The sequence below is a fragment of the Oerskovia paurometabola genome (assembly GCF_016907365.1).
Taxonomy (GTDB): domain Bacteria; phylum Actinomycetota; class Actinomycetes; order Actinomycetales; family Cellulomonadaceae; genus Oerskovia; species Oerskovia paurometabola.
On sequence record NZ_JAFBBV010000001.1, the window covers coordinates 2606685 to 2628914 of the forward strand.

Consider the following 22230-nt stretch of genomic DNA (forward strand, 5'->3'; position numbering starts at 1 on the left):
GACTGACCCGCCCGACGGCGGAGCCCACCCGTGCACCCCGGGTGCGCTGCGCCGTCGGGCCTGGGGCGAGTTCGTCGAACGTGCACTCCGGGCTGTTCGCAGGGCCCACGGACGACCCGAGGTGCACGCTCGACGAGGGACGAGCCCCGGCCCTACGCCGCCTTCGGCTGGGGCTCACCGTCGGGCAGCGACGGCGAGAACGGGACGACCGCCGGGCGCAGGTGCGGCGCGAGCCACCGCGCCGCGACCTGCACGACGGGGCCCACGCCCAGCGCGTACAGGACCGTCGCCCAACCCAGCGTGCCGCCGAGCGCGAAGCCGATCGCGACCACGAGGACCTCGATCGCGGTCTTGACGCGGCGCACGGGCCAGCCCGTGCGGGCGACGAGACCGGTCATGAGCCCGTCGCGGGGGCCCGGGCCCAGGCGCGCCCCGAGGTACGCGGCGGTCGCGACGCCGTTGAGGGCCACGCCCGCGACCGCGAGCGCCACGCGTCCGGCCGTGGAGGGGTCGGGGTCGATGCGCTGAAGCAGCAGGAGGAACGGGTCGAGGGTCGCCCCGATCACGACGATGTTGGCGATCGTGCCGATGCCCGGGCGCTGGCGCAGCGGGATCCACAGCAGCATGACCACGACGCTCGACGCGACGACCACGACGCCGAGCGGGAGCCCGGAGCGCAGGGCCACACCCTGGTGGAAGACGTCCCACGGCATGGCACCCATGCCCGAGTGGATGAGCATGGCCATGGTCAGGGAGAAGCCGAACAGTCCGAGAGTGAGCTGGACGGTCCGGCGCAGGGGGCTGAAGTTCGTCGACACTCCCCTACTGTGCACCCGCAGTGGACTGGTGATCCATAGCCAATTCGGGAAGAGTGGCCTCATGGCCACCTCGCTCGCCACCTCGCTCGCCACGTCCCCCGGCGTCATCGCCCCGCCACATCCGCCCGTGCACCGCCGCCTGTCCGCTCCCGCGCTCGCGGCGCTCGTGACCGGCTGGCAGTCCGGCGGGCCCGCGTACGCCGCGCTCGCCGACGCCGTCCGCGGCGCGGTCCTGTCCGGCACGGTCGCCCCGAACACGCGGCTGCCGAGCGAGCGCGACCTCGCGGTAGCGCTCGGCGTCTCCCGGACGACCACGGCCGCCGCGTACGCGGCCCTGCGCGAGCGCGGGTTCGTCACGAGCCGCACGGGCGTCGGGACGGTCGCGGTCCTGCCCCGGCCCGCACGCCGCGCCCAGCCGCAGTGGTGCGGCGGCGACGCGCCCGTACCGGTGGGCGTCGAGCCGCCCGAGGACCTCGTCGACCTGGGGCAGGCGGCCCCCGCCGCCCCGCCCCAGCTCCACGCGGCCTACGGTCGCGCGCTCGAAGCGCTCCCCGGCTACCTGTCAGGGCGCGGGTACGAGCCGCTCGGCCTCCAGCCCCTGCGCGAGGCCGTCGCACAGCGGCTCACCGAGCGCGGGACGCCCACGACCCCGGACCAGGTCCTCGTGACCACGGGCGCGCAGCACGCGATCGCGACGGTCGCGCAGTCGCTGCTGGGGCCGCGGGACCGGGTCGTGGTCCAGTCCCCCACGTACGCGCACGGCATCGAGGCGATGGTCGGGCGCGGGGCGCGCGTCGTCGGGTTCCCCGTGGGCGCGGGCCTGCCGGGCGACGGTCCCGGGTTCGACGTCGCGCTGTTCGAGTCGACGATCCGCGCGGCGACCCCGCGCCTGGCGTACCTCGTCCCCGACTTCCACAACCCGACGGGCTACAGCCTCACGTCCGACGAGCGTGCCGAGGTCCGACGGATCGCGCTGCGGCACCGGGTCACGGTGATCGGCGACGAGACGCTCACCGACATCGCGCTCGACGGCCCCGCGCCCGAGCCGCTCGCGGGCGACGGGTCCGCGACGAGCCACCTGCTCACCGTGGGGTCGGCGTCCAAGACGTTCTGGGGCGGCCTGCGCGTGGGCTGGGTCCGCGCGCACCCCGACGTCGTCGCGCACCTCGCGCGCGTCCGTGGCGCGAGCGACATCGCGACGTCGGTCCTCGAGCAGCTCGCGGTCGTCGAGCTGCTCGCCCGACGCGACGAGGTCCTCGCCGAGAGGCTCCCCCTGCTGCGCTCGCAGCGCGACCTCCTGCGCTCGGCGGTCACCGCCGCGATCCCGTCGTGGCACGTGACCGCGCCCGCCGGCGGGCTCTCGCTGTGGGTCGACCTGGGGCGCCCGCTCGCGCACGCCCTCGCCGCGGCCGCGGCGGTGCGGGGCCTCGTCGTCAACCCGGGCCCGTCCCTCACTCCCGACGGCGCCGCGACCTCCCGCGTCCGGCTCACCTTCGCGCCCGACGCCGAGGCGATCCGCCGGGCCGTCCCGCGGCTGGTGGCGGCCTGGGAGCACGTGACGGGCTAGCGGCCCCTCGGTCGCTCGGTCGCTCCACGGTCGCTCCTCGGTGCCGAGCATGCGGTTGACGTCGCGAATCGCCTCCTGCGCGACGACAACCGCATGCTCGACCAGCGGCAACCGCATGCTCGGTGGCGCGCCCGCCCGGGACGCGGAGGGCTGGCCGGAAGCCTGCTGTCAGCGCGGCTCGCCTGCCCGGTGCCCCACGAAACGACCGTCCACGAGCAGAGGCACCACGTCCGAGCCGTCGAGCTCCGCCGCGATCTCGACGTCCGCCCCGAACCCCTGGTCGGCGAGCTCGCGCCCGCTCACGCAGCGCCGGAGCCGGTAACGCAGCGCAGCGGGTCCGTCACGGCCGTCAGGCCCGACGCACGCCGACCGGAACGCCGTCGCCGCAACCTCCGCCTCAGGCGACAGGACGTCGTCGTGGCCCACGATCGCGGCGATGACCGCGCCTGCTCCCCAGAGGTCCTCGACCGCCGGGCGCAGCGATCCATCCGGCCACCGTTCGCCACCTGCCACGACCGCGACGGCGCGTCCCGGATCCTCGTCGAGGTACCTCCTGACGTACGCGCCGACGGCCGCGGCGTTGCGGAGGCAGGCCGCGACCACGGCCCCACCGGCCTCGGCGAGCGAGAGCGAGATCGTCGACCCGTTGGGCGAGGGAAGCACCACCCGAGCGAGACCGGGGGCATCACGCAGGGACGCCGGGGACAGGCTCACGTCGCGCTCGGACCGGGCGCGCGCGAGCGTCGCCTGGTGCCGCGCGGCGTGGTCTGCCGCACGTTCGTCACGCCACGGGAAGGGAAAGACCTCGACACCTCGGTCGACGGCGACGCTGACGGAGGTCGTGAACGACAGCACGTCGACCACGACGGCCAGGAACCCCGCGTCCCCAGGCGGAACAGCCCCGCGCAGGGCGCGTGCCCCCGTGAGCCCCCAGTCGAAGCGGATGCGCGAGCTCCCCTGACCGAACACGACGTCGTCCACGGTCCGCGAGTCTAGGCGGCCGCAGGCGGCTTCCCCGCAGCACGGCCCAGCCCTACGCCGTGCGCAGCTCCACGGTGGCCGTGGCCTGCGCGCCGTCGTTGAGCAGCCGTGCCGCGACCGCTCCCTGCGCGGCGAGCTCGCGCCACGTCTCGCCGAGCCACTGCTCGGCGTCGAACTGGTTGGTGAACGCCGGGCTCACGGGCGTCGTGAGCGGGCGCCCGTCCACGTCGTCGAGCTCCCACACCCACTGGGGTCGGATCATCGTGCGCCTCCGCCTCGGATCATCGTGCGCCTCCGCCTCGGGTCCCCCGGGCCGTGTCGCGCACCAGGGACCGGTTGATGCTCGCGGCCCAGAACGGACCGTTGTAGATCATGCCGGTGTAACCCTGCACGAGGTCGGCGCCGGCCGCCAGGTAGGCGCGCGCGTCGTCGGCGGTCGAGATGCCACCCACGCCGATGATCGCGACGTCGGGGCCGAGGCGGCCGCGGAGGCGGGCGACGACGTCGAGCCCCCGTGCGAGCAGCGGCGGACCCGAGAGCCCGCCCGGGCCCAGGTCGTGCCCGATCGTCGTGTTGACCGCGATGACGCCGTCGAGGCCGAGCTCGAGCGCGAGGTCCGCGACGGCGTCGACGTCCTCGTCCGCGAGGTCCGGCGCGATCTTGACGAGCAGCGGGACGCGCCGGACGCCGGCCGCGCGCGTGGCGTCGTCGGCGGCCTCACGGACCGCCTGGAGGATGGGGCGCAGGGCCTCGGTCGACTGCAGGTCGCGCAGGCCCGGGGTGTTGGGCGAGGACACGTTGACGACGAGGTAGTCGGCGTGGGGGGCGAGGAGCGCGGCGCTCGTCGCGTAGTCGCCCGCGGCGTCCTGCGCCGGAGTGACCTTGGTCTTGCCGATGTTCGCGCCGATCATGATCGCGCGACCTGATGCAGACCTGCGCAGGGCCTCGAGGCGCTGGGCCGCGGCCGCCGCGCCCTCGTTGTTGAAGCCCATGCGGTTGCGGATGCCGCGCAGCGACAGCTCGCGCCACATGCGCGGCTTCTCGTTGCCGGGCTGGGCGTGCGCGGTCACGGTGCCGATCTCGATGAACGCGAAGCCCAGCATCGTGAGCCCGCGGATCGCCTTGGCGTTCTTGTCGAACCCGCCCGCGAGGCCGAACGGCGCGGGGAAGGTGCGCCCGAGCGCCTGCACGCTGCCGGGGCCGTTCGCGCCACGGCCCAGGTACGGGGCTGCCGCGCCCTGGACGACGCCGCCCACGACGGGTGTGCGACCGGCGAGGGAGATGAGCGGGAACACCACCTCGTGCGCCTTCTCGGGGTCCATGTGCCGGAAGACGCCGTTGAAGAGGAGGGAGTACAGCCGGCTCATGCGGTTTCCTTCGGTTCGGTGGTGGAGGTCCGGGGCGGGCGCGTGCGCCACAGCCAGGTGAGGCCCACGACCGGCAGGACCAGCGGCACGAACCCGTAGCCGATCCCGAAGTCGGACCACACCGTGGGCTTCGGGAACGCCGCCGGGTCGAGCAGCGACCAGGCGCCGACGGCGAGCACGCCCACGAGCTCGACCGTCACGGCGGTCCAGGCGACGGTCCGTGACGTCGCCGACCCGCGGGCGAGCGCGATCGTCGCGACGATGTAGACCACGGCGGCGAGCGCCGACAGCCCGTACGCGACGGGGGCCTCGTGCCAGTCGCGCAGGAGCTGGATCGAGGCGCGCGCGGTCGCGGAGATCGCGAAGATCCCGTAGACGAGGACCAGCACGCGCCCGAAGCCGCTGCCCGTCCTGCGGGGTGCGTCGTGGGCGCCCCGCGGATCGTGGGCGCCGGCGCCGTCTGGAGTGCCCGACGGCGGCACGCGGGTCGCGGGGTCGGGCGCGGTCTCGGGGTTCTCGGGGTGGGTCACGCCATCTCTCCTCAGGCGGTCCAGATCTGCCACAGCCGCCACTCGAGGAACGCGACGGTGATCGCGGCGACCGCGAGCACGACCGAGCTCCAGCGGGAGCGTTCGGCGAACGCCCACACGGCGGCGACGGGCAGGATGAACAGGGCGGTGATCAGGTAGCCCCAGAGCTTCACGGGGTCGCTCGCCGAGCTCCCCGTCGCGGCGAGGACGCCCGCGACGATCATCTGCAGGACGATCGCGCCCTCGATGACGGCACCGCCCCAGAGCTGCTTGAGGACGACGGCACGGTCGCGGGCGACGAACCACCCGGCCCAACCGGTGAGGGCCGCGCACAGCGCGACCACGAGGAGGACGAGGGGGAGGACCACGGGGCCGAGCCTACCGGCGTCCGGGCCGCGGGCAGGAATCGTCTGCGGCTCGCCGTACCGGTGGCCCCGCTCCGCGCAGCGGCTAGCATCGAGCCGTGGCTGAACTCACTCTCTCCAGCAAGAACCCGACCGGCGTGAAGGTGGACGCGCTCGTCGTCGGGACCCAGACGACATCGGACGGCGTGGCCGTCGTGGGGGACGACCTCCCCCGCGAGGTGGTCGCCGAGCTCGAGTCCCTCGCGCCCGCGCTGGGCATCACCGGTGCGCGCGACGAGGTGCGCACGGTGCCCGCAGGCTCGCACCTCAAGGCCGGCGTCCTGGTCCTGACGGGACTCGGCGCTCGTGACGAGTCGGGCACGTTCGCGGCCGAGACGCTGCGGCGTGCGGCCGGTGCCGCGGTGCGCGAGCTCAAGGGTGCCGTGTCCGTCGCGGTGGCCCTGCCCGCCAAGGACGAGGCCGAGGTCGCCGCGATCGCCGAGGGCGCGCTGCTCGGCGCGTACTCGTTCACGCGCTACCGGGACGGGGCGGGCGCGACCAAGCCTGGCGGTGCCGTCTCGACCATCGAGGTCCTCACCTCGCTCGCCCGCGGGGCCAAGGCGAAGGCCGCGGTCGAGCGTGCCGCGACGATCTCCGCCGCGGTCCACGCGACGCGCGACCTGGTCAACACCGCCCCGAACGACCTGTTCCCCGCGGCCTTCGCCGACATCGCCAAGGCCGCCGCGAAGGGCACGGGCGTCAAGGTCACGGTCCTCGACGAGAAGGCTCTCGCAGCCGGCGGCTACGGCGGCATCCTCGCGGTCGGCCAGGGTTCCTCGCGCGGCCCGCGGCTCGTCAAGGTGTCCTACTCGCCCTCGCGCCCGCACGCCAAGGTCGCGCTGGTCGGCAAGGGCATCACGTTCGACTCGGGCGGCATCTCGATCAAGCCCGCCAAGGGCATGGAGGCCATGAAGTCCGACATGGCCGGCGCCGCCGCCGTCCTGCACACGGTGCTCGCGGCCTCGAGGCTCGGCCTGCCCGTCGCGGTGACCGGCTGGCTCTGCCTCGCCGAGAACATGCCGTCGGGCACGGCGCAGCGCCCTTCGGACGTCATCACGATCCGTGGCGGCAAGACCGTCGAGGTCCTCAACACCGACGCGGAGGGTCGCCTCGTCATGGCCGACGGCCTGGTCGCGGCGATCGAGGAGAAGCCTGACGTCGTGCTCGACGTCGCGACGCTCACGGGCGCGCAGATGGTCGCGCTCGGCACGCGCGTGTCGGCCGTCATGGGGTCCGACGACGTCCGGGGCGAGGTCGTCGCGGCGGCCGAGGCGGCGGGCGAGCAGTTCTGGCCCATGCCCCTGCCCGAGGAGCTCGCCGCGTCGATGAAGTCGAAGGTCGCGGACATCGCGAACATCGGCGACCGTTTCGGCGGGATGCTCGTCGCAGGTCTGTTCCTGCAGGAGTTCGTCGGCACCACGCCGTGGGCACACCTCGACATCGCGGGCCCCTCGTTCAACGAGGGCTCGGCGTTCGGCTACACGCCCGTCGGTGGCACGGGCGTCGCGGTCCGCACGCTCGTCGAGCTGCTCGAGGCGCGCGCCACGAAGAAGTAGTCGTCGGCCGCTGCGCCCGCCACGGGCCGTCGCAGCGGCGGGAGCGAGCACGACAGGACGGGCGCGACCTTCGAGGTCGTGCCCGTCCGTCGTTCCGGTCTGCATCGGATCCGGACCAGGTGCCGGTGTCCTCGGTCGGGGCTTCTGCGACCGGTCGAGGAGTCGAGATGCGGCCGTCTGGGGTCAAGGAGGGACTTCGACCCCCGTCGGCCGCATCTCGTCCGCCGGGAGCATCGGCCGCCACCCGGCGCAGCACGCATCCGAGGCGGGGTCAGCGCCTGCGCTGCCTGGAGTTCCAGTCGCGCATGCGCTGGGGGTAGCCCGTGAAGTTCACGTCGTAGACGGGGAGCTCGAGCTGTTCGGCGAGCTTGCGCGCCGCCTTGGCGTCGGGGACCCGGCGCCTCGTCCACTCCCCCGTGGTCGCGATGAGCATGAGCGTGGTGGGGGTGTCGTTCGTCGGCGGCTCGATGTACGCCTCGACACCCACGCGGGTGCGCGCGAACTCGGCGAGGTGCTCGACGGTCGCGCGACGCTGGTCCGCGCTCGACGGGGCACCGGCGGGCGCACCCGCTCCGTTCGCGGGCTTGCGGGAGAAGAGCTGCGACAGCCTGGACATGGAGGAAGGGTACTTGGTCGGCCTGGAGCGTTCCTGGGATCGGGCTCGGCCTCCCCTGTGGGCTGGCGCGACAGGATCGCCCACCGGTCGGGCGACGCACGGACGACGGGCACCACGACGTGCCCGGCGTGGCTGTCTTGAGCATCACACGCAAGAGTGTGCGTTCCGATTGGGGTACGGCTGACCGAAGTGCCAAGATGTCACGAGAACTTTGCTCTCCCTCTTTTCGTATGCCTAAGGAGCTGCACGTGGCCGAGACCGGCACACCTTTCGACGTCCTCGTCCTGGGCGGAGGCAGCGGCGGCTATGCCACCGCGCTGCGTGCCGCCGAGCTCGGCCTGAACGTCGCCCTCGTCGAAGCGCACAAGCTGGGCGGGACCTGCCTGCACAACGGCTGCATCCCCACGAAGGCTCTGCTGCACGCCGCCGAGCTCGCAGACAACGCCCGTGAGGGCAGCGCGTACGGCGTCCTGAGCCAGCTGCAGGGCATCGACATGAACGGCGTGAACGCGTACAAGGACGGCGTCATCGCCGGGCTGTACAAGGGCCTGCAGGGCCTCATCAAGTCCCGCAAGATCACGGTGATCGAGGGCCACGGCACGCTCGTCGCCGCGGACACGGTCGAGGTCGCGGGCCAGCGCTACACGGGCAAGAACGTCGTGCTCGCCACGGGCTCCTACGCCCGCTCGCTCCCCGGTCTGGAGATCGGCGGCCGCGTCATCACGTCCGACCAGGCACTGACGCTGGACTACGTGCCCCAGAGCGCGATCGTCCTGGGCGGCGGCGTGATCGGTGTCGAGTTCGCGAGCGTCTGGAAGTCGTTCGGAGCCGACGTACAGATCATCGAGGCGCTCCCGCACCTCGTGCCCAACGAGGACGAGTCGCTGTCCAAGGCTCTCGAGCGCGCGTTCCGCAAGCGCGGCATCGGCTTCACGCTGGGCGACCGCTTCTCGGGCGTCACGCAGGACGACTCGGGCGTGCACGTGACCCTCGAGTCCGGCAAGACGTTCGACGCCGACCTCCTGCTGGTCGCCGTCGGCCGCGGCCCCCGCACCGCCGACCTGGGCTTCGAGGCCCAGGGCATCACCATGGACCGTGGCTTCGTGATCGTCGACGAGCGCCTGCACACGGGCGTCGGCAACATCTACGCTGCCGGTGACATCGTCCCCGGACTCCAGCTCGCGCACCGCGGCTTCGCCCAGGGCATCTTCGTCGCCGAGCAGATCGCGGGCCTGAACCCGACGCCGATCGTCGAGTCGGGCATCCCCCGCGTGACGTACTGCGAGCCCGAGGTCGCCTCGGTCGGCCTGACCGAGGCCAAGGCCAAGGAGCTCCACGGCGCCGACGGCGTCGAGACGCTCGAGTACAACCTTGCCGGCAACGGCAAGAGCAAGATCCTCGGGACCACGGGCTTCGTCAAGCTCGTCCGACAGAAGGACGGCCCCGTCGTCGGCGTGCACATGGTCGGCGCCCGCGTCGGCGAGCTCATCGGCGAGGGCCAGCTCATCGTGAACTGGGAGGCGTACCCCGAGGACGTCGCCGCCCTGGTCCACGCGCACCCCACGCAGAACGAGGCTCTCGGAGAGGCCCACCTGGCCCTCGCCGGCAAGCCGCTGCACGCCCACAACTGACCCAACGATCGAAGGAGACCCGAGAGGTCATGTCTGACAACGTGCAGATGCCCGCACTGGGCGAGTCCGTCACCGAGGGAACCGTCACCCGCTGGCTCAAGGCCGTCGGTGAGAGCGTCGAGATCGACGAGCCCTTGCTCGAGGTCTCGACCGACAAGGTCGACACCGAGATCCCCTCGCCGTTCGCCGGCGTGCTCGAGCAGATCCTCGTCCAGGAGGACGAGACCGTCGAGGTCGGCACCGACCTCGCCGTGATCGGTTCCGGCGCGGGCGCAGCCCCGGCCGAGGCCCCGGCCGCTCCCGCCACCGAGGCCCCCGCCCCGGCCGCCGAGCCCGCCCCCGCGGCGGAGCCGGCACCGGCCCCGGCCCCGGCTGCTGAGGCTCCGGCCGCAGCGCCCGCTCCCGCTGCCGAGGCGCCCGCCGCCTCGGGTGGCGAGGAGATCAAGCTCCCGGCGCTCGGCGAGTCCGTGACCGAGGGCACCGTGACCCGCTGGCTCAAGGCCGTCGGTGAGACCGTCGAGGTCGACGAGCCCCTGCTCGAGGTCTCGACCGACAAGGTCGACACGGAGGTCCCCTCCCCCGTGGCGGGCACCGTCCAGCAGATCCTCGTCCAGGAGGACGAGACCGTCGAGGTCGGCACCGTCCTCGCGATCGTCGGCTCGGGTGCAGCAGCTCCGGCTCCGGCCGCCGCCGCACCGGCCCCCGAGGCGGCTCCGGCTCCGGCTCCCGAGGCAGCTCCGGCTCCGGCTCCCGAGGCAGCCCCGGCCCCCGAGGCAGCTCCGGCCGCACCGGCTCCGGCTCCGGCTCCGGCTCCGGCGGCAGCACCCGCTCCCGCTCCGGCAGCCGAGGCGCCCGCCGCTCCTGCGGCCCCCGCGTCGCGCGCCACCTCGGGCGCGACCGGCGGCTCCTACCTGACCCCGCTCGTGCGCAAGCTCGCCGCGGAGAAGGGTGTCGACGTCGCGTCCCTCACGGGCACGGGCGTCGGTGGCCGCATCCGCAAGGAGGACGTCCTCGAGGCGGCCGCCAAGGCGGAGGCTGCCCAGGCGGCTCCGGCGCCTGCCGCTGCTGCGCCGTCGGGCTCCGCGCCCAAGGCCGCCAGCGTCCCGGCCGTCTCGCCGCTGCGCGGGACCACCGAGAAGATGTCGCGCCTGCGCAAGCTCGTCGCGACGCGCATGGTCGAGGCCCTGCAGACGCAGGCCCAGCTCACGACGGTGGTCGAGGTCGACGTGACCAAGGTCGCCAAGCTGCGTGCCAAGGCCAAGAACGACTTCAAGGCTCGCGAGGGTGCCAACCTCACGTTCCTGCCGTTCTTCACGCTCGCCGCGGTCGAGGCCCTCAAGGCCTACCCGAAGATCAACGCGAGCATCGACGGCGACTCGGTCGTCTACCACCCGCAGGAGAACGTCGGGATCGCGGTCGACACGGAGCGCGGCCTGGTCGTGCCGGTCATCAAGGACGCCGGTGACCTCAACCTCGCCGGGATCGCCCGCAAGATCGCCGACCTCGCCGGCCGCACCCGCGTCAACAAGATCGGGCCGGACGAGCTGGGCGGCGCGACGTTCACCATCACGAACACCGGTTCCGGTGGCGCGCTGATCGACACGCCGATCGTCCCCGGTGGCCAGGTCGCGATCCTGGGCACGGGCACGATCGTCAAGCGTCCGGTCGTCGTGACCGACGCCGACGGCAACGAGTCGATCGCGATCCGTTCGATGAGCTACATCTTCCTGTCCTACGACCACCGCCTGGTCGACGGCGCGGATGCAGCCCGCTTCCTGGGTGCGATCAAGAACCGCATCGAGGAGGGCGCCTTCGAGTCCGAGGTCGGTCTCTGACCCTCGGAGCTCGCTGAGCCCCACCACGCCGCAGGCCCCTCGCCCCTTCCGGGCGGGGGCCTGCGGCGTCCCCCGGGCGCGCGGGCGCGACCCGCGAGGACGGTTCGCCGCGGGCGGCGCGCGTCGCCCGTCGGGGCCGTACCGTGGTCGCATGGACATCGTCGTGGCCGGGTCGCACGGTCTCATCGGTACGGAGCTGCTCGAACGGCTGCGCGAGCGCGGGGACACCGTGCGGCGCCTGGTGCGCAGACCTCCGCAGACCGCGCACGAGCACTTCTGGGACCCCGACGAGGACGCCCTGGACCCCCGCGCGCTCGAAGGCGCGGACGCGGTCGTCAACTTCGCGGGCGCCGGGGTCGGCGACCACCGCTGGACGACCGAGTACAAGCGCACGATCCTCGAGTCCCGCACGCGCACCACCGGGCTGCTCGCCCGCACGCTCGCCCACCTCGACGCTCCCCCGCCGGTCTTCCTCCAGGGCACGGCCGTGGGCTACTACGGCGACCGGGGCGCCGAGGTGCTGACCGAGACGTCGGGACCGGGCACCGGTTTCCTCGCGCGCGTCGTCACCGAGTGGGAGGCCGCGACGCGCCCTGCCCAGGACGCGGGGGTGCGGGTCGCGCACCTGCGCACGGGCATCGTCATGACGCCCGACGGCGGAGCGCTGGCCCGCATGCTCCCTCTCCTGAGGATGGGCGTGGGCGGCAGGCTCGGCAACGGTCGCCAGTACTGGAGCTGGATCACGCTGCGGGACCACGTCTCGGCCGTGCTGCACCTGCTCGAGTCCGACGTGCACGGCCCGGTGAACCTCGTGGGCCCTGCTCCCGCCACGAATGCCGAGGTCACCCGGGCGCTGGCCGCGGCCCTGCACCGCCCGGCCGCCCTGGCCGTCCCGTCGGTCGCCCTCAAGGTCGCGCTCGGGGAGTTCGCGTCCGACATCCTCGGGTCGCAGCGCGCCCTGCCGCGGGTCCTGGAGGCCAGCGGCTTCGCGTTCGAGCACCCTGACCTGGAGGCGGCGGCCGAGTGGGTCGCCGGTCGCTGAGCAGTCCGACCAGCCGTCAGGCCTGGACCGCGGTCACGCCACGTCGCTCACCCGCCACCCGTCGTCGGTCCAGCGCAACGTGAGGCGTGCCGTGGAGGCTCTCGTCGCCGCGACCGTCGTGGCCGAGCCGTCGGCCGCCCTCTGGGTGTGCTCGGAGACCGAGTACCTGACCTCGACCTGGGTCTCGGTCCCAGGTAACGGCACCGCTCCGGTCCCGGTGCCCGTCGGAGGACCGTCTCCACCCGGCACGACCAGGTGCGCCTCCACGTCCGAGGCCCGTGCCCCCTCGATCGTGACGCCGGACGCGGCGATCCTGTCCAGGAGGTCGGCGTCCACGGCCTCGGCGGGGGAACCGGGGGCCAGCACCTCCCCCGGCTCGCGCTCCCCCGTGAGCAGCTCGATGCGGCGCTCCGTGAGCTCGACAGCCGCGGCGGCAGGGTCCTGCGCCTGCGAGGTCGGGTCGGGCGGCACGGCACCGGCTGCCTCGTGCGCGCCGTCGTGCTCGACGGCACGCCGGGCGGCCGACGGGTCGGCGCCGGCGAGGTGCGAGCGCACGAGCATCCCGCCCGTGACGAGCGCCGAGCACACGACCAGGACGAGGCCTGCGAGGAGCGCGGGGTGTGGCCGTGCCCCGGGGGCCGAGCGACGCCGTCGGGCGTGCTCGCGCCGTCGCAGCGCCCTCTGCCCGCCCGGACCGGGATGCGTGCCGGCAGGCGGCACGCCCCGTCCTGGCCTCCGCGGCGACCGGACCACGGTGTCGTCGCCCGCGCCGTCCCGCCCGGCCGGGGGCTCCCGCCGGGACGGCGCGGGCGCCCGGCGGGCGGCGATGGCCGCCGCGGCCAGCCGGGCGCCGTCGGGCATCGCGATCGGCGTCGGGAGTGAGGCCTCGTAGCAGAGGGCCGCGAAAGTCCCCACCTCGGGGCGCATGCGGGGATCCGCACGCCGCGCCGTGGCGAGCTCGGCGTGCAGCGCCGCGAGGGACGGGTCGGGCGTCTCGGGGGCGGCCTCGCCCGGCACCGGTGCACCCGCAGGGGGCGGGAGGACGCCCACGACGAGCTCGGCGAGCGACCTGACGTCGTCGGGCGCAGGCAGGGCGCACAGCTCGAGCGGTGCCCGCAGGACCGCCCGGCCCTCGGCGTCGACCAGGACGTCCGTCTCCGCGACCCCTCCGTAGGACAGCCCCGACGCGTGCAGCGCCGCGAGCGCCTGCGCCAGGGGCACGAGCAGCGTCACGGCCTCACCCGCCTCGAGGGGGCCGCGGCAGGCCAGCAGCAGCCGTAGGCCCCCTCCCGGCGGCCTCCGGGAGATGAGCACGAGCACGCCCTCGCCCCCCTCGACGATCTCCTCGACGGGGACGAGGTGCTCGTCGTCGAGCAGGCGCAGGGCGTCGAGCCGCTCGACGAGCAGGTCCCTCGCCGCCGGATCGGCGGGCACCCTCACCAGAGAGACGTCGTGGTAGCGCCCCGAACCGTCGGAGGCGACCCAGCGACGTGGCCCCAGCGTGCCGGGGCCCGGCCCTTCCCCCTGCTCGACGACGCCCCAGCCTCGGCGCGCCAGGAGGTCCGTCACCGCAGGAGGGGGTGCCGACGGGTCGTCCCGGTCCCGGACGCCCGCGCGGGAGGCCCAGGGCAGGCGGGGAGGGCGAGCGCTCGACATGGCTCCCATCCCAGCAGAGCCCGGCCACGCAGGGCGGGTTGTCCACAGGCCGACGCCGCGGCGCTCCGCCCGTGCGCGACCGCACCTGCTCCTGCGCTCCGGCGCCCGTCAGACCTCGAGCCGCCGCCCGGTCCGCGCGCTGTCCCGCGCCACGTCCAGGACGTGCGCGGTCCGCACCGCGTCGGCGGGGTCGACGGGCACCGGACCACCATCGATCCAGGCGGCCACGGCACGGTAGAAGTCGGCGTGCCCGCCCGGGGCGCGCGGCACGGGCACGCGCTCGCGCCCGCGGGTCACCCACCCCTCGGTCCCGGCGGGCGCCGCCTCGTCGAAGACCTCGAAGGGCGACGCGTCGTTCTCGAACGTCGTCACGACGTAGGCCCCGGCGTCGCCGAGCACCCTCGTGCGGGGTCCTGGCGCGCCCACGACCGAGGCCGCCCAGAGCCGGCTGACCACCTCGTGCCCGTCCGACGGCGTGTGGTGGAGCGTCAGGAAGACGTCGTCCTCGGTCGGGGTCGTCAGGGCGCGCAGCTCGGCATACACCGAACGGACCGGGCCGAAGAGCTGGGTGGCCGAGTCGACGAGGTGCGGGCCGAGGTCGAGCAGGAGCCCGCCGCCCACCGGGTCGTTCTCCTTCCAGCGCTGCTGCGGCACGGGACGCCACCGCTCCCACCGGCGTTCGAACGTGTGCACGCGCCCCAGGTCGCCCGCCGCGAGCACCGACCGCAGGGTCAGCTGCTCGGGGTCCCAGCGCCTGTTCTGGAAGACCGTGAAGGGGGTCCCCGTGGCGGCTGCCGTCGCGACGACCTCGGCGGCCTGCGCCCCGTCGAGCGCGATCGGCTTGTCCAGCACGAACGGGACGCCCGCCCTGGAGACCTGGGCCGCGTGCTCGGCGTGCAGCGCCGACGGGCTCGCGATCACCACGACGTCGTAGGTCCCGCGCTCACCGAGGAGCCCGGCCAGGTCGTCGTGGAGCCGCACCCCGGGCCAGTCCTCCTCGGCCGCGGCACGACGTCCGGGGTCCCGGGCGACGACCGCGGTCACGACGAGCCCGGCCTCCCTGGCGAGCCGGGCGTGGATGCCGCGGCCAGCACCGCCGTACCCGACCAGACCGACCCGCGTCCGCCGACTACCGGGGACACGGTCCTGCGCAGTGGTTGCACTCATGGCGCCCAATCTAGCCGCCGTCCCGGAGCACTCCCGAAGACTGGCAGAATGTACCGAATTCTCCTGGAACTGTCGTTCTCGGCACCTGTCCGAGTTCGGGAAGGTCGTCCGTTGAGCACCCAGAGCAAGAGCTCGAAGAGCACGAGGAGCGCGCGCATGCGCCGCGTGCTCCGCATCACCCTCATCGCCCTCGCGTTGGGGATCGTCATCGCCAACGCGGTGGACCAGCCGACGATCGAGGCGAACGAGGCCCCCACGACCGGCACGGCCCGCGCCGCCCTCGAGACGCTCGAGGTCAAGGGGATCGCGGCCGCGACCGGCTACGAACGGGAGAACTTCGGCTCCGCCTGGGCCGACGTGGACGCCAACGGGTGCGACACCCGCAACGACATCCTCGCCCGCGACCTCACCGACCTCACGTACTCGACGCGCGACAAGGGGTGCGAGGTTCGCACGGGTACCTTCGACGACCCCTACACGGGCGCGACGATCAGCTTCGTCCGGGGCAACAAGACGAGCTCGGCCGTCCAGATCGACCACGTCATCCCGCTCATGGACGCGTGGCGCAAGGGCGCCCAGTCGTGGGACGACGAGACCCGCCTGCGCTTCGCGAACGACCCCCTCAACCTGCTCGCCTCCGACGGCTCGGCCAACCAGTCCAAGGGCGCGCGCGACGCGTCGGCCTGGCTCCCGCCCAACCACGCGTTCCGGTGCACGTACATCGCGCGTCAGATCGCGGTGAAGGCCTCGTACGAGCTGTGGGTCACCCCGTCGGAGCACGACGCGATGGCCGCCGTGCTCGACGGCTGCCCGTCCGAGCCGCTGCCCACGGGCTCCTGACGGACCTCACCGACCGACGGTCCGGGACCGGAGCGGGTCCCGGGCGAGCCGCCTGACGCGAGGCGTCCCGCCCGGGCCCGCGGCTCCTCAGGGTGCGCTGCGCCGGAGCGCACCCGGCCACCAGACGACCCGTCCGACGTCGTGCACCAGTGCCGGGACGAGCAGGCTGCGGACGATCAGGGTGTCGACGAGCACACCGAACGCGACGATGAACGCGAGCTGAGCGAGGAACAGCAGCGGGATCACCCCGAGCGCGGCGAACGTCGCGGCGAGCACCACGCCCGCCGACGTGATGACCGACCCCGTGACGGCGAGCGCGCGCAGCGTGCCGCGGCGGGTGCCGATGATCCCCGACTCCTCGCGCACGCGGGTCATGAGGAAGATCGAGTAGTCGACGCCGAGCGCCACGAGGAAGCAGAACGCGTAGAGCGGGACGGTCGGGTCGGCACCGGGGAAGTCGAGCACGTGGTTGAACACGATCGCCGACACCCCGAGGGCTGCGCCGAACGAGAGCACGTTGGCCGCCATGAGCAGGACCGGCGCCAGGATCGAGCGCAGCAGCAGCATGAGGATCAGCAGGATCACGACCAGCACGACGGGCACGATGACGCGCAGGTCGTGGTCGCCCGCGATCTGGGTGTCGAGGCGCTCGGCGCTGGCACCGCCCACGAGCGAGTCGGGCGAGACCTCGTGCACGGCGTCGCGGAGCGCGGCGACGGTCTGGGTCGCGGCGTTGGTGTCGCTCGGGTCCTCGGTCACGACGTCGACGCGCACGTCGCCGTCGACCACGAGCGGCGGCCCCTGAGCGGGGGCCCCGGGGGCACCGCCCGTTCCGCCCTCGGTCACGGCGGCGGCGGACGCGACCCCGTCGGTCGCGGTCGCGGCCTGGAGCACGGCGTCGAGATCGGCCTCGGGGGCGATCACGATCGCGGGCTGGACGCCCACGCCCCCGAAGTGCTCCTCGAGGACCTGCTCGCCGTCGACCGAGTCGACCTGGGTGAGGAAGACGTCGGAGTCGCTCGTGCCCTCGGCCTGGAAGGTCGGGACGAAGGCAGCGCACCCCGCGAGGACGAGGGCCGTGACGATCCACACGGCCCGGTCGCGACGCCCCACGAAGCTCGCCACGCGGGACCAGACGCCGTGTCCCGCGACGTGCACCTCGACGTCGTGGCTCGCGGCGAGCGCGAGGTCGCGCGGCCCCGCGGCGGCGGTCCCGGACGCTGCCGGGGCCGCCGGGGAGGCCACCGAGGTCTCGGCCTCGTCGGCCGCGGCGGGGTCGTACGCGGGCTTGCGCGGCCAGAAGATGCCGCGTGAGCGCTTGCCCCCGACCACGAGCAGCGCGGGCAGGAACGTGAGTGCACCGAGGAACGCGGCCGCGATGCCGATGGCCCCGACGGGGCCGAGGCTCCGGTTGGAGCCCAGGTCGGACAGCAGCAGGCACAGCAGGCCCGCGATCACGGTCCCGGCGGAGGCCGAGATCGGCTCGATCGAGGCGCGCAGGGCGCGTCGCACGGCCGTGTACGGGCTCTCCACGACGCGCAGCTCCTCGCGGTAGCGCGCCACGACGAGCAGCGAGTAGTCGACCGCGGCGCCCACGACGAGGATCGACAGGATGCCCTGCGCCTGGCCGTTGAGGGTCAGCGTGCCGGCGTCGGCCAGGAGGTAGACGACGAGTCCCGCGAGGCACAGCGCGAACACCGCGGTGAGGATCACCATGAACGGCAGGATCGGCGAGCGGTAGACGATCGCGAGGATGATCAGCACGGCGCCGAGCGCGACGAGCAGCAGGACCGTGTCGATCCCGCCGAACGCGTTGACGAGGTCCGCGACGAAGCCCGCAGGTCCGGTGACCCAGGCCTGGAGGCCCGAGTCGGCCAGGACGGTCTCGAGCTCCGCGCGGATCTCGGCGACCACGGCGTTGTTGACGCGCTCGTCGTCGGCCATGAGGTCCGAGGACTGCGACGCGTCGAGCGACGCCACGATCATCGCGGCCTCGCCGTCCTGCGAGGGCACGACGACGGGGGGTGCGGTGAGCGCGTCCCCGACGGTCTGGGGGTCGTCGGGTCCGGCGCCGGGCAGCGGGAGCCCGGGCAGGTCGGCGGCGACGGTCTGGAGCGTCTCGAGCTGCTGGGGCGTGACGGCCCCGCCGTCGGTCGGGACGGCGACGACGAGGGCGGGCAGCGACTCGTCGGAGACGAACGCCTGGGCCTTCTCGGCCGCGCGGGTGGACTCGGCGCTCGACGGCAGGAACGCCGCGGAGTCGTTGGTCTGGACGGTGCTGAGCTTGCCCTGCGCCTGGCCTCCGATCGCCCCGATGGCGAGCCAGACTCCCAACACTGCGACAATGACCAGGCCTCGGAGCACACCACTCCAGCGATTACTCAGCATGCTGAGTACTATTGACGACGGAGGTCTCAGAAGCAAGTGGACGCAAACCCGGTGAGCAGGGAACCGAAGGACTGGCCGACGGGCCGGCTCCTGTCGGCGGTGACCCGCCGGATCGAGCGTGAGTGGAACCACCACCTCGACGGCTGGGACCTCAACCACGCCTCGATGCCCGTCCTGCTGCACCTGCTCGCGGGCCCCCGCACCCAGCGCCAGCTCGCCGCCGAGTCGCACATCACCGAGCAGACCATGAGCCGCATCCTGGCCCGCCTCGAACGCTCGGGGTACGTCACCCGCGAGGACGACGTCAACGACCGCCGCCGCCGCGCCGTCGCGATCACCCCGAACGGCCGAACCGCCGCGTTCGCCGCCGCGAGCCCGCGCCCCGCCGAGGAGCTGAGCACCCGGGGCCTGACCGACGAGCAGATCGCGACCCTGCGTGAGATCCTCATCACCATGGTCGAGGCCCACCCTCGACCGGGCGAGGGCTAGCCTGACCGCATGCACCTGCGCACCGAGGGCCCCGGTCTCACCGACTACCAGGACGCCTGGGACCTCCAGCGCCAGGTCCACCAGGAGGTCGTGGACGGGACCGCGCCGGACACCGTGATCCTCGTGGAGCACCCGAGCGTCTACACCGCAGGCAGACGCACCAACCTCGCCGACCGTCCCGACGACGGCACGCCCGTCGTCGACGTCGACCGCGGCGGGAAGATCACCTGGCACGGGCCGGGGCAGCTCGTGGCCTACCCGATCGTCCGGCTCGCCGAGCCCGTCGACGTCGTCGCCTACGTGCGCGCGCTCGAGTCCGCGGTCATGGACGTGTGCACCGCGCTGGGCCTGACGACCCACCGCGTCGAAGGGCGCAGCGGGGTGTGGCTGGCCGCGACCGGGGCCCGGCGCGAGCGCAAGGTCTGCGCGATCGGGGTGCGCGTCGCGCGCGGCGTGACCATGCACGGCCTCGCGCTCAACTGCTCCCCCGACCTCGGGGAGTTCTCGCGGATAGTGCCGTGCGGCATCTCCGACGCCGACGTCACGTCCCTGACGCTCGAGACCGGCCGACGGGTCACGATCGACGAGGCCACGCCGCTCCTGGTCGCTGCGCTGCACGAGCACCTGGGGCCGCTCCTCGCGGCCGCCGGCACGACCGCCGCGACCGTCCCCGCTGCGGGCTCGGCCGGCTAGCGCACACCGGGCGCGCCGCCCTCTCCCCTTCCGGGACCTTCACCGCTAGAATGGGCCTCACCTCAAGGGAATCATTGCGCAACCGGAGTACGGGTGGGTCGGTGCGCGGAACGGTTGACCCTGAAGGACCCTCATGACCCGCACTCCCAGCCCCCTCGCGCCCGCGCGCCCCGACGTCACCGGCGGCGCGCCCGGCGCCCCCGCACAGGCTCCCGAGCCCGCGGAGCCCCGTCGCGGCACGCTCGCCACGTACGGCGAGCTCCCCCGCCTGGCCGGCAAGGCGTTCCTGCCCATCGCGTTCCTCGCACGCCTGCCGTTCTCGATGATCACGATCGGCACCCTCCTCCTGGTCACGACGACCACGGGCTCGCTCGCTCTCGGCGGGCTCGCGAGCGCAGCCGCCGCCGTCGGCACGGCGCTCGGCGGCCCGACGCAGGGATCCCTCGCGGACCGGATCGGCCAGCGCAAGGTGCTCCTCGTCGTCGTGCCGCTGAACGTCCTGGCCGTCGTCGGGCTCGTCCAGGCCGCGAGCACCGGCGCTGCCTCGGGCGTGATCCTCGGCGCCGCGGCGCTCGTGGGCGCGTTCGCCCCGCAGGTGGGGCCGCTCGCGCGCGTGCGCTGGATCGCCATGACCCAGCACCGCCCTCGCACGCTGCTCGCCGCGATGGGCTACGAGAGCACGGCCGACGAGATCGGCTTCGTGCTCGGTCCGGCCCTCGTCGGCATCCTCGCGAGCGTGTGGTCCCCGCAGGCCGCGATGCTGTTCGCCGCCGCGGTGTGCGCGGTCTTCGGGCTGGCGTTCGCGCTGCACCCGACCGCGACCCCCGGCGCCCCCAAGCCGTCCGCCGCCGCCCAGGCCGCGGCGGGCGCCGACGCCCACGGCTCGTTCGTCGGCCTCCTGCGCCGCGTCCTGGTGCCCGTCCTCGGGATGCTCGCGATGGGCATGCTCTTCGGCAGCACCCAGACGGCCGTCACGTCGTTCATGCGCGACGCGGGCGCCGAGGAGCAGGCCGGCCTGGTCTACGCGGTCCTCGGCTTCGGTTCGGCCATCACGGCGCTCGCCGTGGTCGCGCTGCCCGCGAGCTTCGGCGCACGCTCGCGCTGGGTCTCGTTCGCCTCGGGCCTCACCGTCACGGCCGTCCTCGCGTTCCTCGCGGGGGGCAGCGGGTCGCTCGGCGCGCTGATCGGCGCGCTCGCGCTGCTGGGCCTGTTCGTCGGCCCGGTCATGGTCACGATCTTCACGGTCGGCGGCGACCTCAGCCCGAGCAGCCGCAGCGGCGCCGCCATGACGATGCTCGCGAGCGCGAACGTCGTGGGCGTGGCGCTCGGCGCGAGCGTCGGCGGCCAGGTCGCCGAGGGCGTGGGGACGGCGGCCGCGTTCGCGCTGCCGGCCGTCGCCGCGGTCCTGCTCGTCGTCACCGGGCTGTCGCTCAGGTCACGTCCGGCCCACGTGGACACCACCGCCCTCCCGCAGGCTCCTGGCGTACTCTGACTTTCACCCGATACCGGGCACGACTCCAGGGGGCCACCGCCCACCACGGACTGGGAGACACCGCGTGACGATCGCACCTGAAGGGCGGCGCATGCTGCGGGTCGAGGCCCGCAACTCTGCGACACCCATCGAGAAGAAGCCCGAGTGGATCAAGACCCGGGCGACCATGGGACCCGAGTACACCGAGCTCAAGGGTCTCGTGCGCAAGGAAGGCCTGCACACGGTCTGCGAGGAGGCGGGCTGTCCCAACATCTTCGAGTGCTGGGAGGACCGTGAGGCCACGTTCCTCATCGGCGGCGACCAGTGCACGCGCCGTTGCGACTTCTGCCAGATCGACACGGGCAAGCCCGCCGACTTCGACGCGGACGAGCCACGCCGGGTCGCCGAGTCGGTCCAGGCCATGGGCCTGCGCTACTCGACCATCACGGGCGTCGCGCGCGACGACCTGGCCGACGGCGGCGCGTGGCTCTACGCCGAGACCGTGCGTCAGATCCACGCGCTCAACCCGGGCACGGGCGTCGAGCTGCTCATCCCGGACTTCAACGCCATCCCCGAGCTGCTCGACGCGGTCAACGAGTCACGCCCCGAGGTCCTCGCGCACAACGTCGAGACGGTGCCGCGCATCTTCAAGCAGATCCGCCCGGGCTTCCGCTACGACCGCTCGCTGTCCGTCATCACGCGGGCTCGCGAGGCCGGCCTGGTGACCAAGTCGAACATCATCCTCGGCATGGGCGAGACGATCGACGAGGCGAAGGAGGCCCTGCAGGACCTCCACGACGCAGGCTGCGACCTCATCACCATCACTCAGTACCTGCGCCCGTCGCTGCGCCACCACCCGGTCTCGCGGTGGGTCAAGCCCGAGGAGTTCGTCGAGCTCTCGGACGAGGCCGAGCGCATCGGGTTCCTCGGCGTCATGTCCGGCCCGCTGGTCCGTTCCTCGTACCGCGCGGGCCGCCTGTGGGGCCAGGCCATGAAGCGTCGCGGCATGGAGATCCCGGCCGCGCTCGCGCACCTGACCGAGCCCACGACGGCCCGCCAGGAGGCCGCGAGCCTGCTGGCCCGCTGACCTCCCGGGGTCCTGACCGGCCCGAGCCGGGCCTCGCTCCCGTTCCCCCGCCGACGTGCGAGAGAATCGAGGGCGGGGCCCGGCTCGCCGCC

20 protein-coding genes are annotated in these 22230 nt (G+C 73.8%); 10 read left to right on the forward strand and 10 right to left on the reverse strand.

The features are described from left to right. Positions 1-152: 152 nt before the first annotated feature. Positions 153-818 carry a membrane protein YczE gene (yczE, locus tag JOD48_RS11725; protein WP_204809170.1) on the reverse strand — a complete coding sequence of 222 codons (666 nt, stop codon included), beginning with the start codon at positions 816-818 and terminating at the stop codon, positions 153-155. Positions 819-879: 61 nt separating this feature from the next. Here yczE and yczR point away from each other — a divergent pair, with 61 nt between their 5' ends. Then, positions 880-2385 carry a MocR-like transcription factor YczR gene (gene yczR / locus JOD48_RS11730; RefSeq protein ID WP_204809172.1) on the forward strand — a complete coding sequence of 502 codons (1506 nt, stop codon included), beginning with the start codon at positions 880-882 and terminating at the stop codon, positions 2383-2385. A gap of 168 nt (positions 2386-2553) precedes the next feature. Here the strand turns inward: yczR and JOD48_RS11735 are convergent, their stop codons facing one another. The 5 genes from JOD48_RS11735 to JOD48_RS11755 are packed head-to-tail and all read right to left on the reverse strand — an operon-like array spanning position 2554 to position 5631. After that, on the reverse strand, positions 2554-3366 hold the full coding sequence (locus tag JOD48_RS11735) for a 2-phosphosulfolactate phosphatase (protein WP_307824118.1): 813 nt from the start codon (positions 3364-3366) through the stop codon (positions 2554-2556). Between the two features lie 52 nt (positions 3367-3418). Then, positions 3419-3628 carry a hypothetical protein gene (locus tag JOD48_RS11740; RefSeq protein ID WP_191789092.1) on the reverse strand — a complete coding sequence of 70 codons (210 nt, stop codon included), beginning with the start codon at positions 3626-3628 and terminating at the stop codon, positions 3419-3421. A 19-nt stretch (positions 3629-3647) separates the two neighbouring features. Beyond that, positions 3648-4733, reverse strand: coding sequence for a quinone-dependent dihydroorotate dehydrogenase (locus JOD48_RS11745; RefSeq protein WP_204809174.1), 1086 nt, complete (start codon positions 4731-4733; stop codon positions 3648-3650). Continuing rightward, entirely contained in the window at positions 4730-5263 is a 534-nt protein-coding gene (locus JOD48_RS11750; RefSeq protein WP_372440731.1) for a hypothetical protein, read from the reverse strand. The genes JOD48_RS11745 and JOD48_RS11750 overlap by 4 nt, the downstream gene beginning before the upstream one ends. An 11-nt stretch (positions 5264-5274) precedes the next feature. Beyond that, entirely contained in the window at positions 5275-5631 is a 357-nt protein-coding gene (locus JOD48_RS11755) for a hypothetical protein (protein WP_030153088.1), read from the reverse strand. A 95-nt stretch (positions 5632-5726) separates the two neighbouring features. Here JOD48_RS11755 and JOD48_RS11760 point away from each other — a divergent pair, with 95 nt between their 5' ends. Further along, positions 5727-7223 carry a leucyl aminopeptidase gene (locus JOD48_RS11760; protein WP_204809176.1) on the forward strand — a complete coding sequence of 499 codons (1497 nt, stop codon included), beginning with the start codon at positions 5727-5729 and terminating at the stop codon, positions 7221-7223. Between the two features lie 271 nt (positions 7224-7494). On the opposite strand, the gene JOD48_RS11765 is transcribed toward JOD48_RS11760, so the two are convergent. Continuing rightward, positions 7495-7839, reverse strand: coding sequence for an oxidoreductase (locus JOD48_RS11765; RefSeq protein ID WP_191789089.1), 345 nt, complete (start codon positions 7837-7839; stop codon positions 7495-7497). Between the two features lie 230 nt (positions 7840-8069). Between JOD48_RS11765 and lpdA the strand changes: the two genes are divergently transcribed. The 3 genes from lpdA (at position 8070) to JOD48_RS11780 (ending at position 12347) form a co-directional block, all read left to right on the forward strand. After that, positions 8070-9470 carry a dihydrolipoyl dehydrogenase gene (gene lpdA, locus JOD48_RS11770; protein ID WP_191789088.1) on the forward strand — a complete coding sequence of 467 codons (1401 nt, stop codon included), beginning with the start codon at positions 8070-8072 and terminating at the stop codon, positions 9468-9470. Positions 9471-9499: 29 nt separating this feature from the next. Next, the gene (gene sucB, locus JOD48_RS11775) at positions 9500-11305 is read left to right on the forward strand and encodes a 2-oxoglutarate dehydrogenase, E2 component, dihydrolipoamide succinyltransferase (RefSeq protein ID WP_204809178.1); all 1806 of its coding nucleotides are present in this window, start codon (positions 9500-9502) and stop codon (positions 11303-11305) included. A 151-nt stretch (positions 11306-11456) separates the two neighbouring features. Next, positions 11457-12347: a TIGR01777 family oxidoreductase gene (locus JOD48_RS11780; protein ID WP_191789086.1), complete on the forward strand. Its 891-nt coding sequence runs from the start codon at positions 11457-11459 to the stop codon at positions 12345-12347. 33 nt (positions 12348-12380) lie between these two features. On the opposite strand, the gene JOD48_RS11785 is transcribed toward JOD48_RS11780, so the two are convergent. Further along, positions 12381-14003, reverse strand: coding sequence for a hypothetical protein (locus JOD48_RS11785; RefSeq protein WP_204809179.1), 1623 nt, complete (start codon positions 14001-14003; stop codon positions 12381-12383). A gap of 108 nt (positions 14004-14111) precedes the next feature. Further along, a complete protein-coding gene (locus JOD48_RS11790; protein ID WP_204809182.1) occupies positions 14112-15170 on the reverse strand; it encodes a Gfo/Idh/MocA family protein in 1059 nt (352 codons plus the stop codon). Positions 15171-15326: 156 nt separating this feature from the next. Between JOD48_RS11790 and JOD48_RS11795 the strand changes: the two genes are divergently transcribed. Further along, positions 15327-16010 carry an HNH endonuclease family protein gene (locus tag JOD48_RS11795; protein ID WP_239527396.1) on the forward strand — a complete coding sequence of 228 codons (684 nt, stop codon included), beginning with the start codon at positions 15327-15329 and terminating at the stop codon, positions 16008-16010. A gap of 87 nt (positions 16011-16097) precedes the next feature. Here JOD48_RS11795 and JOD48_RS11800 read toward each other — a convergent pair whose 3' ends face one another. Continuing rightward, positions 16098-18398 (reverse strand): MMPL family transporter, encoded by a 2301-nt coding sequence (locus JOD48_RS11800; RefSeq protein WP_204809184.1) that lies wholly within the window; start codon positions 18396-18398, stop codon positions 16098-16100. Positions 18399-18449: 51 nt separating this feature from the next. Between JOD48_RS11800 and JOD48_RS11805 the strand changes: the two genes are divergently transcribed. The 4 genes from JOD48_RS11805 (at position 18450) to lipA (ending at position 22138) form a co-directional block, all read left to right on the forward strand. Then, complete coding sequence (locus tag JOD48_RS11805; protein ID WP_307824120.1) at positions 18450-18887, forward strand: MarR family winged helix-turn-helix transcriptional regulator; 438 nt, start codon at positions 18450-18452, stop codon at positions 18885-18887. Between the two features lie 9 nt (positions 18888-18896). Continuing rightward, complete coding sequence (gene lipB / locus JOD48_RS11810) at positions 18897-19580, forward strand: lipoyl(octanoyl) transferase LipB (RefSeq protein ID WP_191789080.1); 684 nt, start codon at positions 18897-18899, stop codon at positions 19578-19580. 133 nt (positions 19581-19713) lie between these two features. After that, the gene (locus JOD48_RS11815) at positions 19714-21072 is read left to right on the forward strand and encodes an MFS transporter (protein WP_191789079.1); all 1359 of its coding nucleotides are present in this window, start codon (positions 19714-19716) and stop codon (positions 21070-21072) included. Positions 21073-21136: 64 nt separating this feature from the next. Beyond that, positions 21137-22138 carry a lipoyl synthase gene (lipA, locus tag JOD48_RS11820; protein WP_138824215.1) on the forward strand — a complete coding sequence of 334 codons (1002 nt, stop codon included), beginning with the start codon at positions 21137-21139 and terminating at the stop codon, positions 22136-22138. Positions 22139-22230: the final 92 nt, after the last annotated feature.

What these genes read in the sequence shown, in the direction of transcription:
- JOD48_RS11790 (WP_204809182.1), bottom strand. Translation starts at nt 15,170, where the DNA reads ATGAGTGCAACCACTGCGCAGGACCGTGTCCCCGGTAGTCGGCGGACG.
- JOD48_RS11795 (WP_239527396.1), top strand. Translation starts at nt 15,327, where the DNA reads ATGCGCCGCGTGCTCCGCATCACCCTCATCGCCCTCGCGTTGGGGATC.
- lipB (WP_191789080.1), top strand. Translation starts at nt 18,897, where the DNA reads ATGCACCTGCGCACCGAGGGCCCCGGTCTCACCGACTACCAGGACGCC.
- JOD48_RS11765 (WP_191789089.1), bottom strand. Translation starts at nt 7,839, where the DNA reads ATGTCCAGGCTGTCGCAGCTCTTCTCCCGCAAGCCCGCGAACGGAGCG.
- lpdA (WP_191789088.1), top strand. Translation starts at nt 8,070, where the DNA reads ATGCCTAAGGAGCTGCACGTGGCCGAGACCGGCACACCTTTCGACGTC.
- JOD48_RS11745 (WP_204809174.1), bottom strand. Translation starts at nt 4,733, where the DNA reads ATGAGCCGGCTGTACTCCCTCCTCTTCAACGGCGTCTTCCGGCACATG.
- JOD48_RS11800 (WP_204809184.1), bottom strand. Translation starts at nt 18,398, where the DNA reads ATGCTGAGTAATCGCTGGAGTGGTGTGCTCCGAGGCCTGGTCATTGTC.
- JOD48_RS11815 (WP_191789079.1), top strand. Translation starts at nt 19,714, where the DNA reads ATGACCCGCACTCCCAGCCCCCTCGCGCCCGCGCGCCCCGACGTCACC.
- sucB (WP_204809178.1), top strand. Translation starts at nt 9,500, where the DNA reads ATGTCTGACAACGTGCAGATGCCCGCACTGGGCGAGTCCGTCACCGAG.
- JOD48_RS11785 (WP_204809179.1), bottom strand. Translation starts at nt 14,003, where the DNA reads ATGTCGAGCGCTCGCCCTCCCCGCCTGCCCTGGGCCTCCCGCGCGGGC.
- JOD48_RS11740 (WP_191789092.1), bottom strand. Translation starts at nt 3,628, where the DNA reads ATGATCCGACCCCAGTGGGTGTGGGAGCTCGACGACGTGGACGGGCGC.
- yczR (WP_204809172.1), top strand. Translation starts at nt 880, where the DNA reads ATGGCCACCTCGCTCGCCACCTCGCTCGCCACGTCCCCCGGCGTCATC.
- JOD48_RS11780 (WP_191789086.1), top strand. Translation starts at nt 11,457, where the DNA reads ATGGACATCGTCGTGGCCGGGTCGCACGGTCTCATCGGTACGGAGCTG.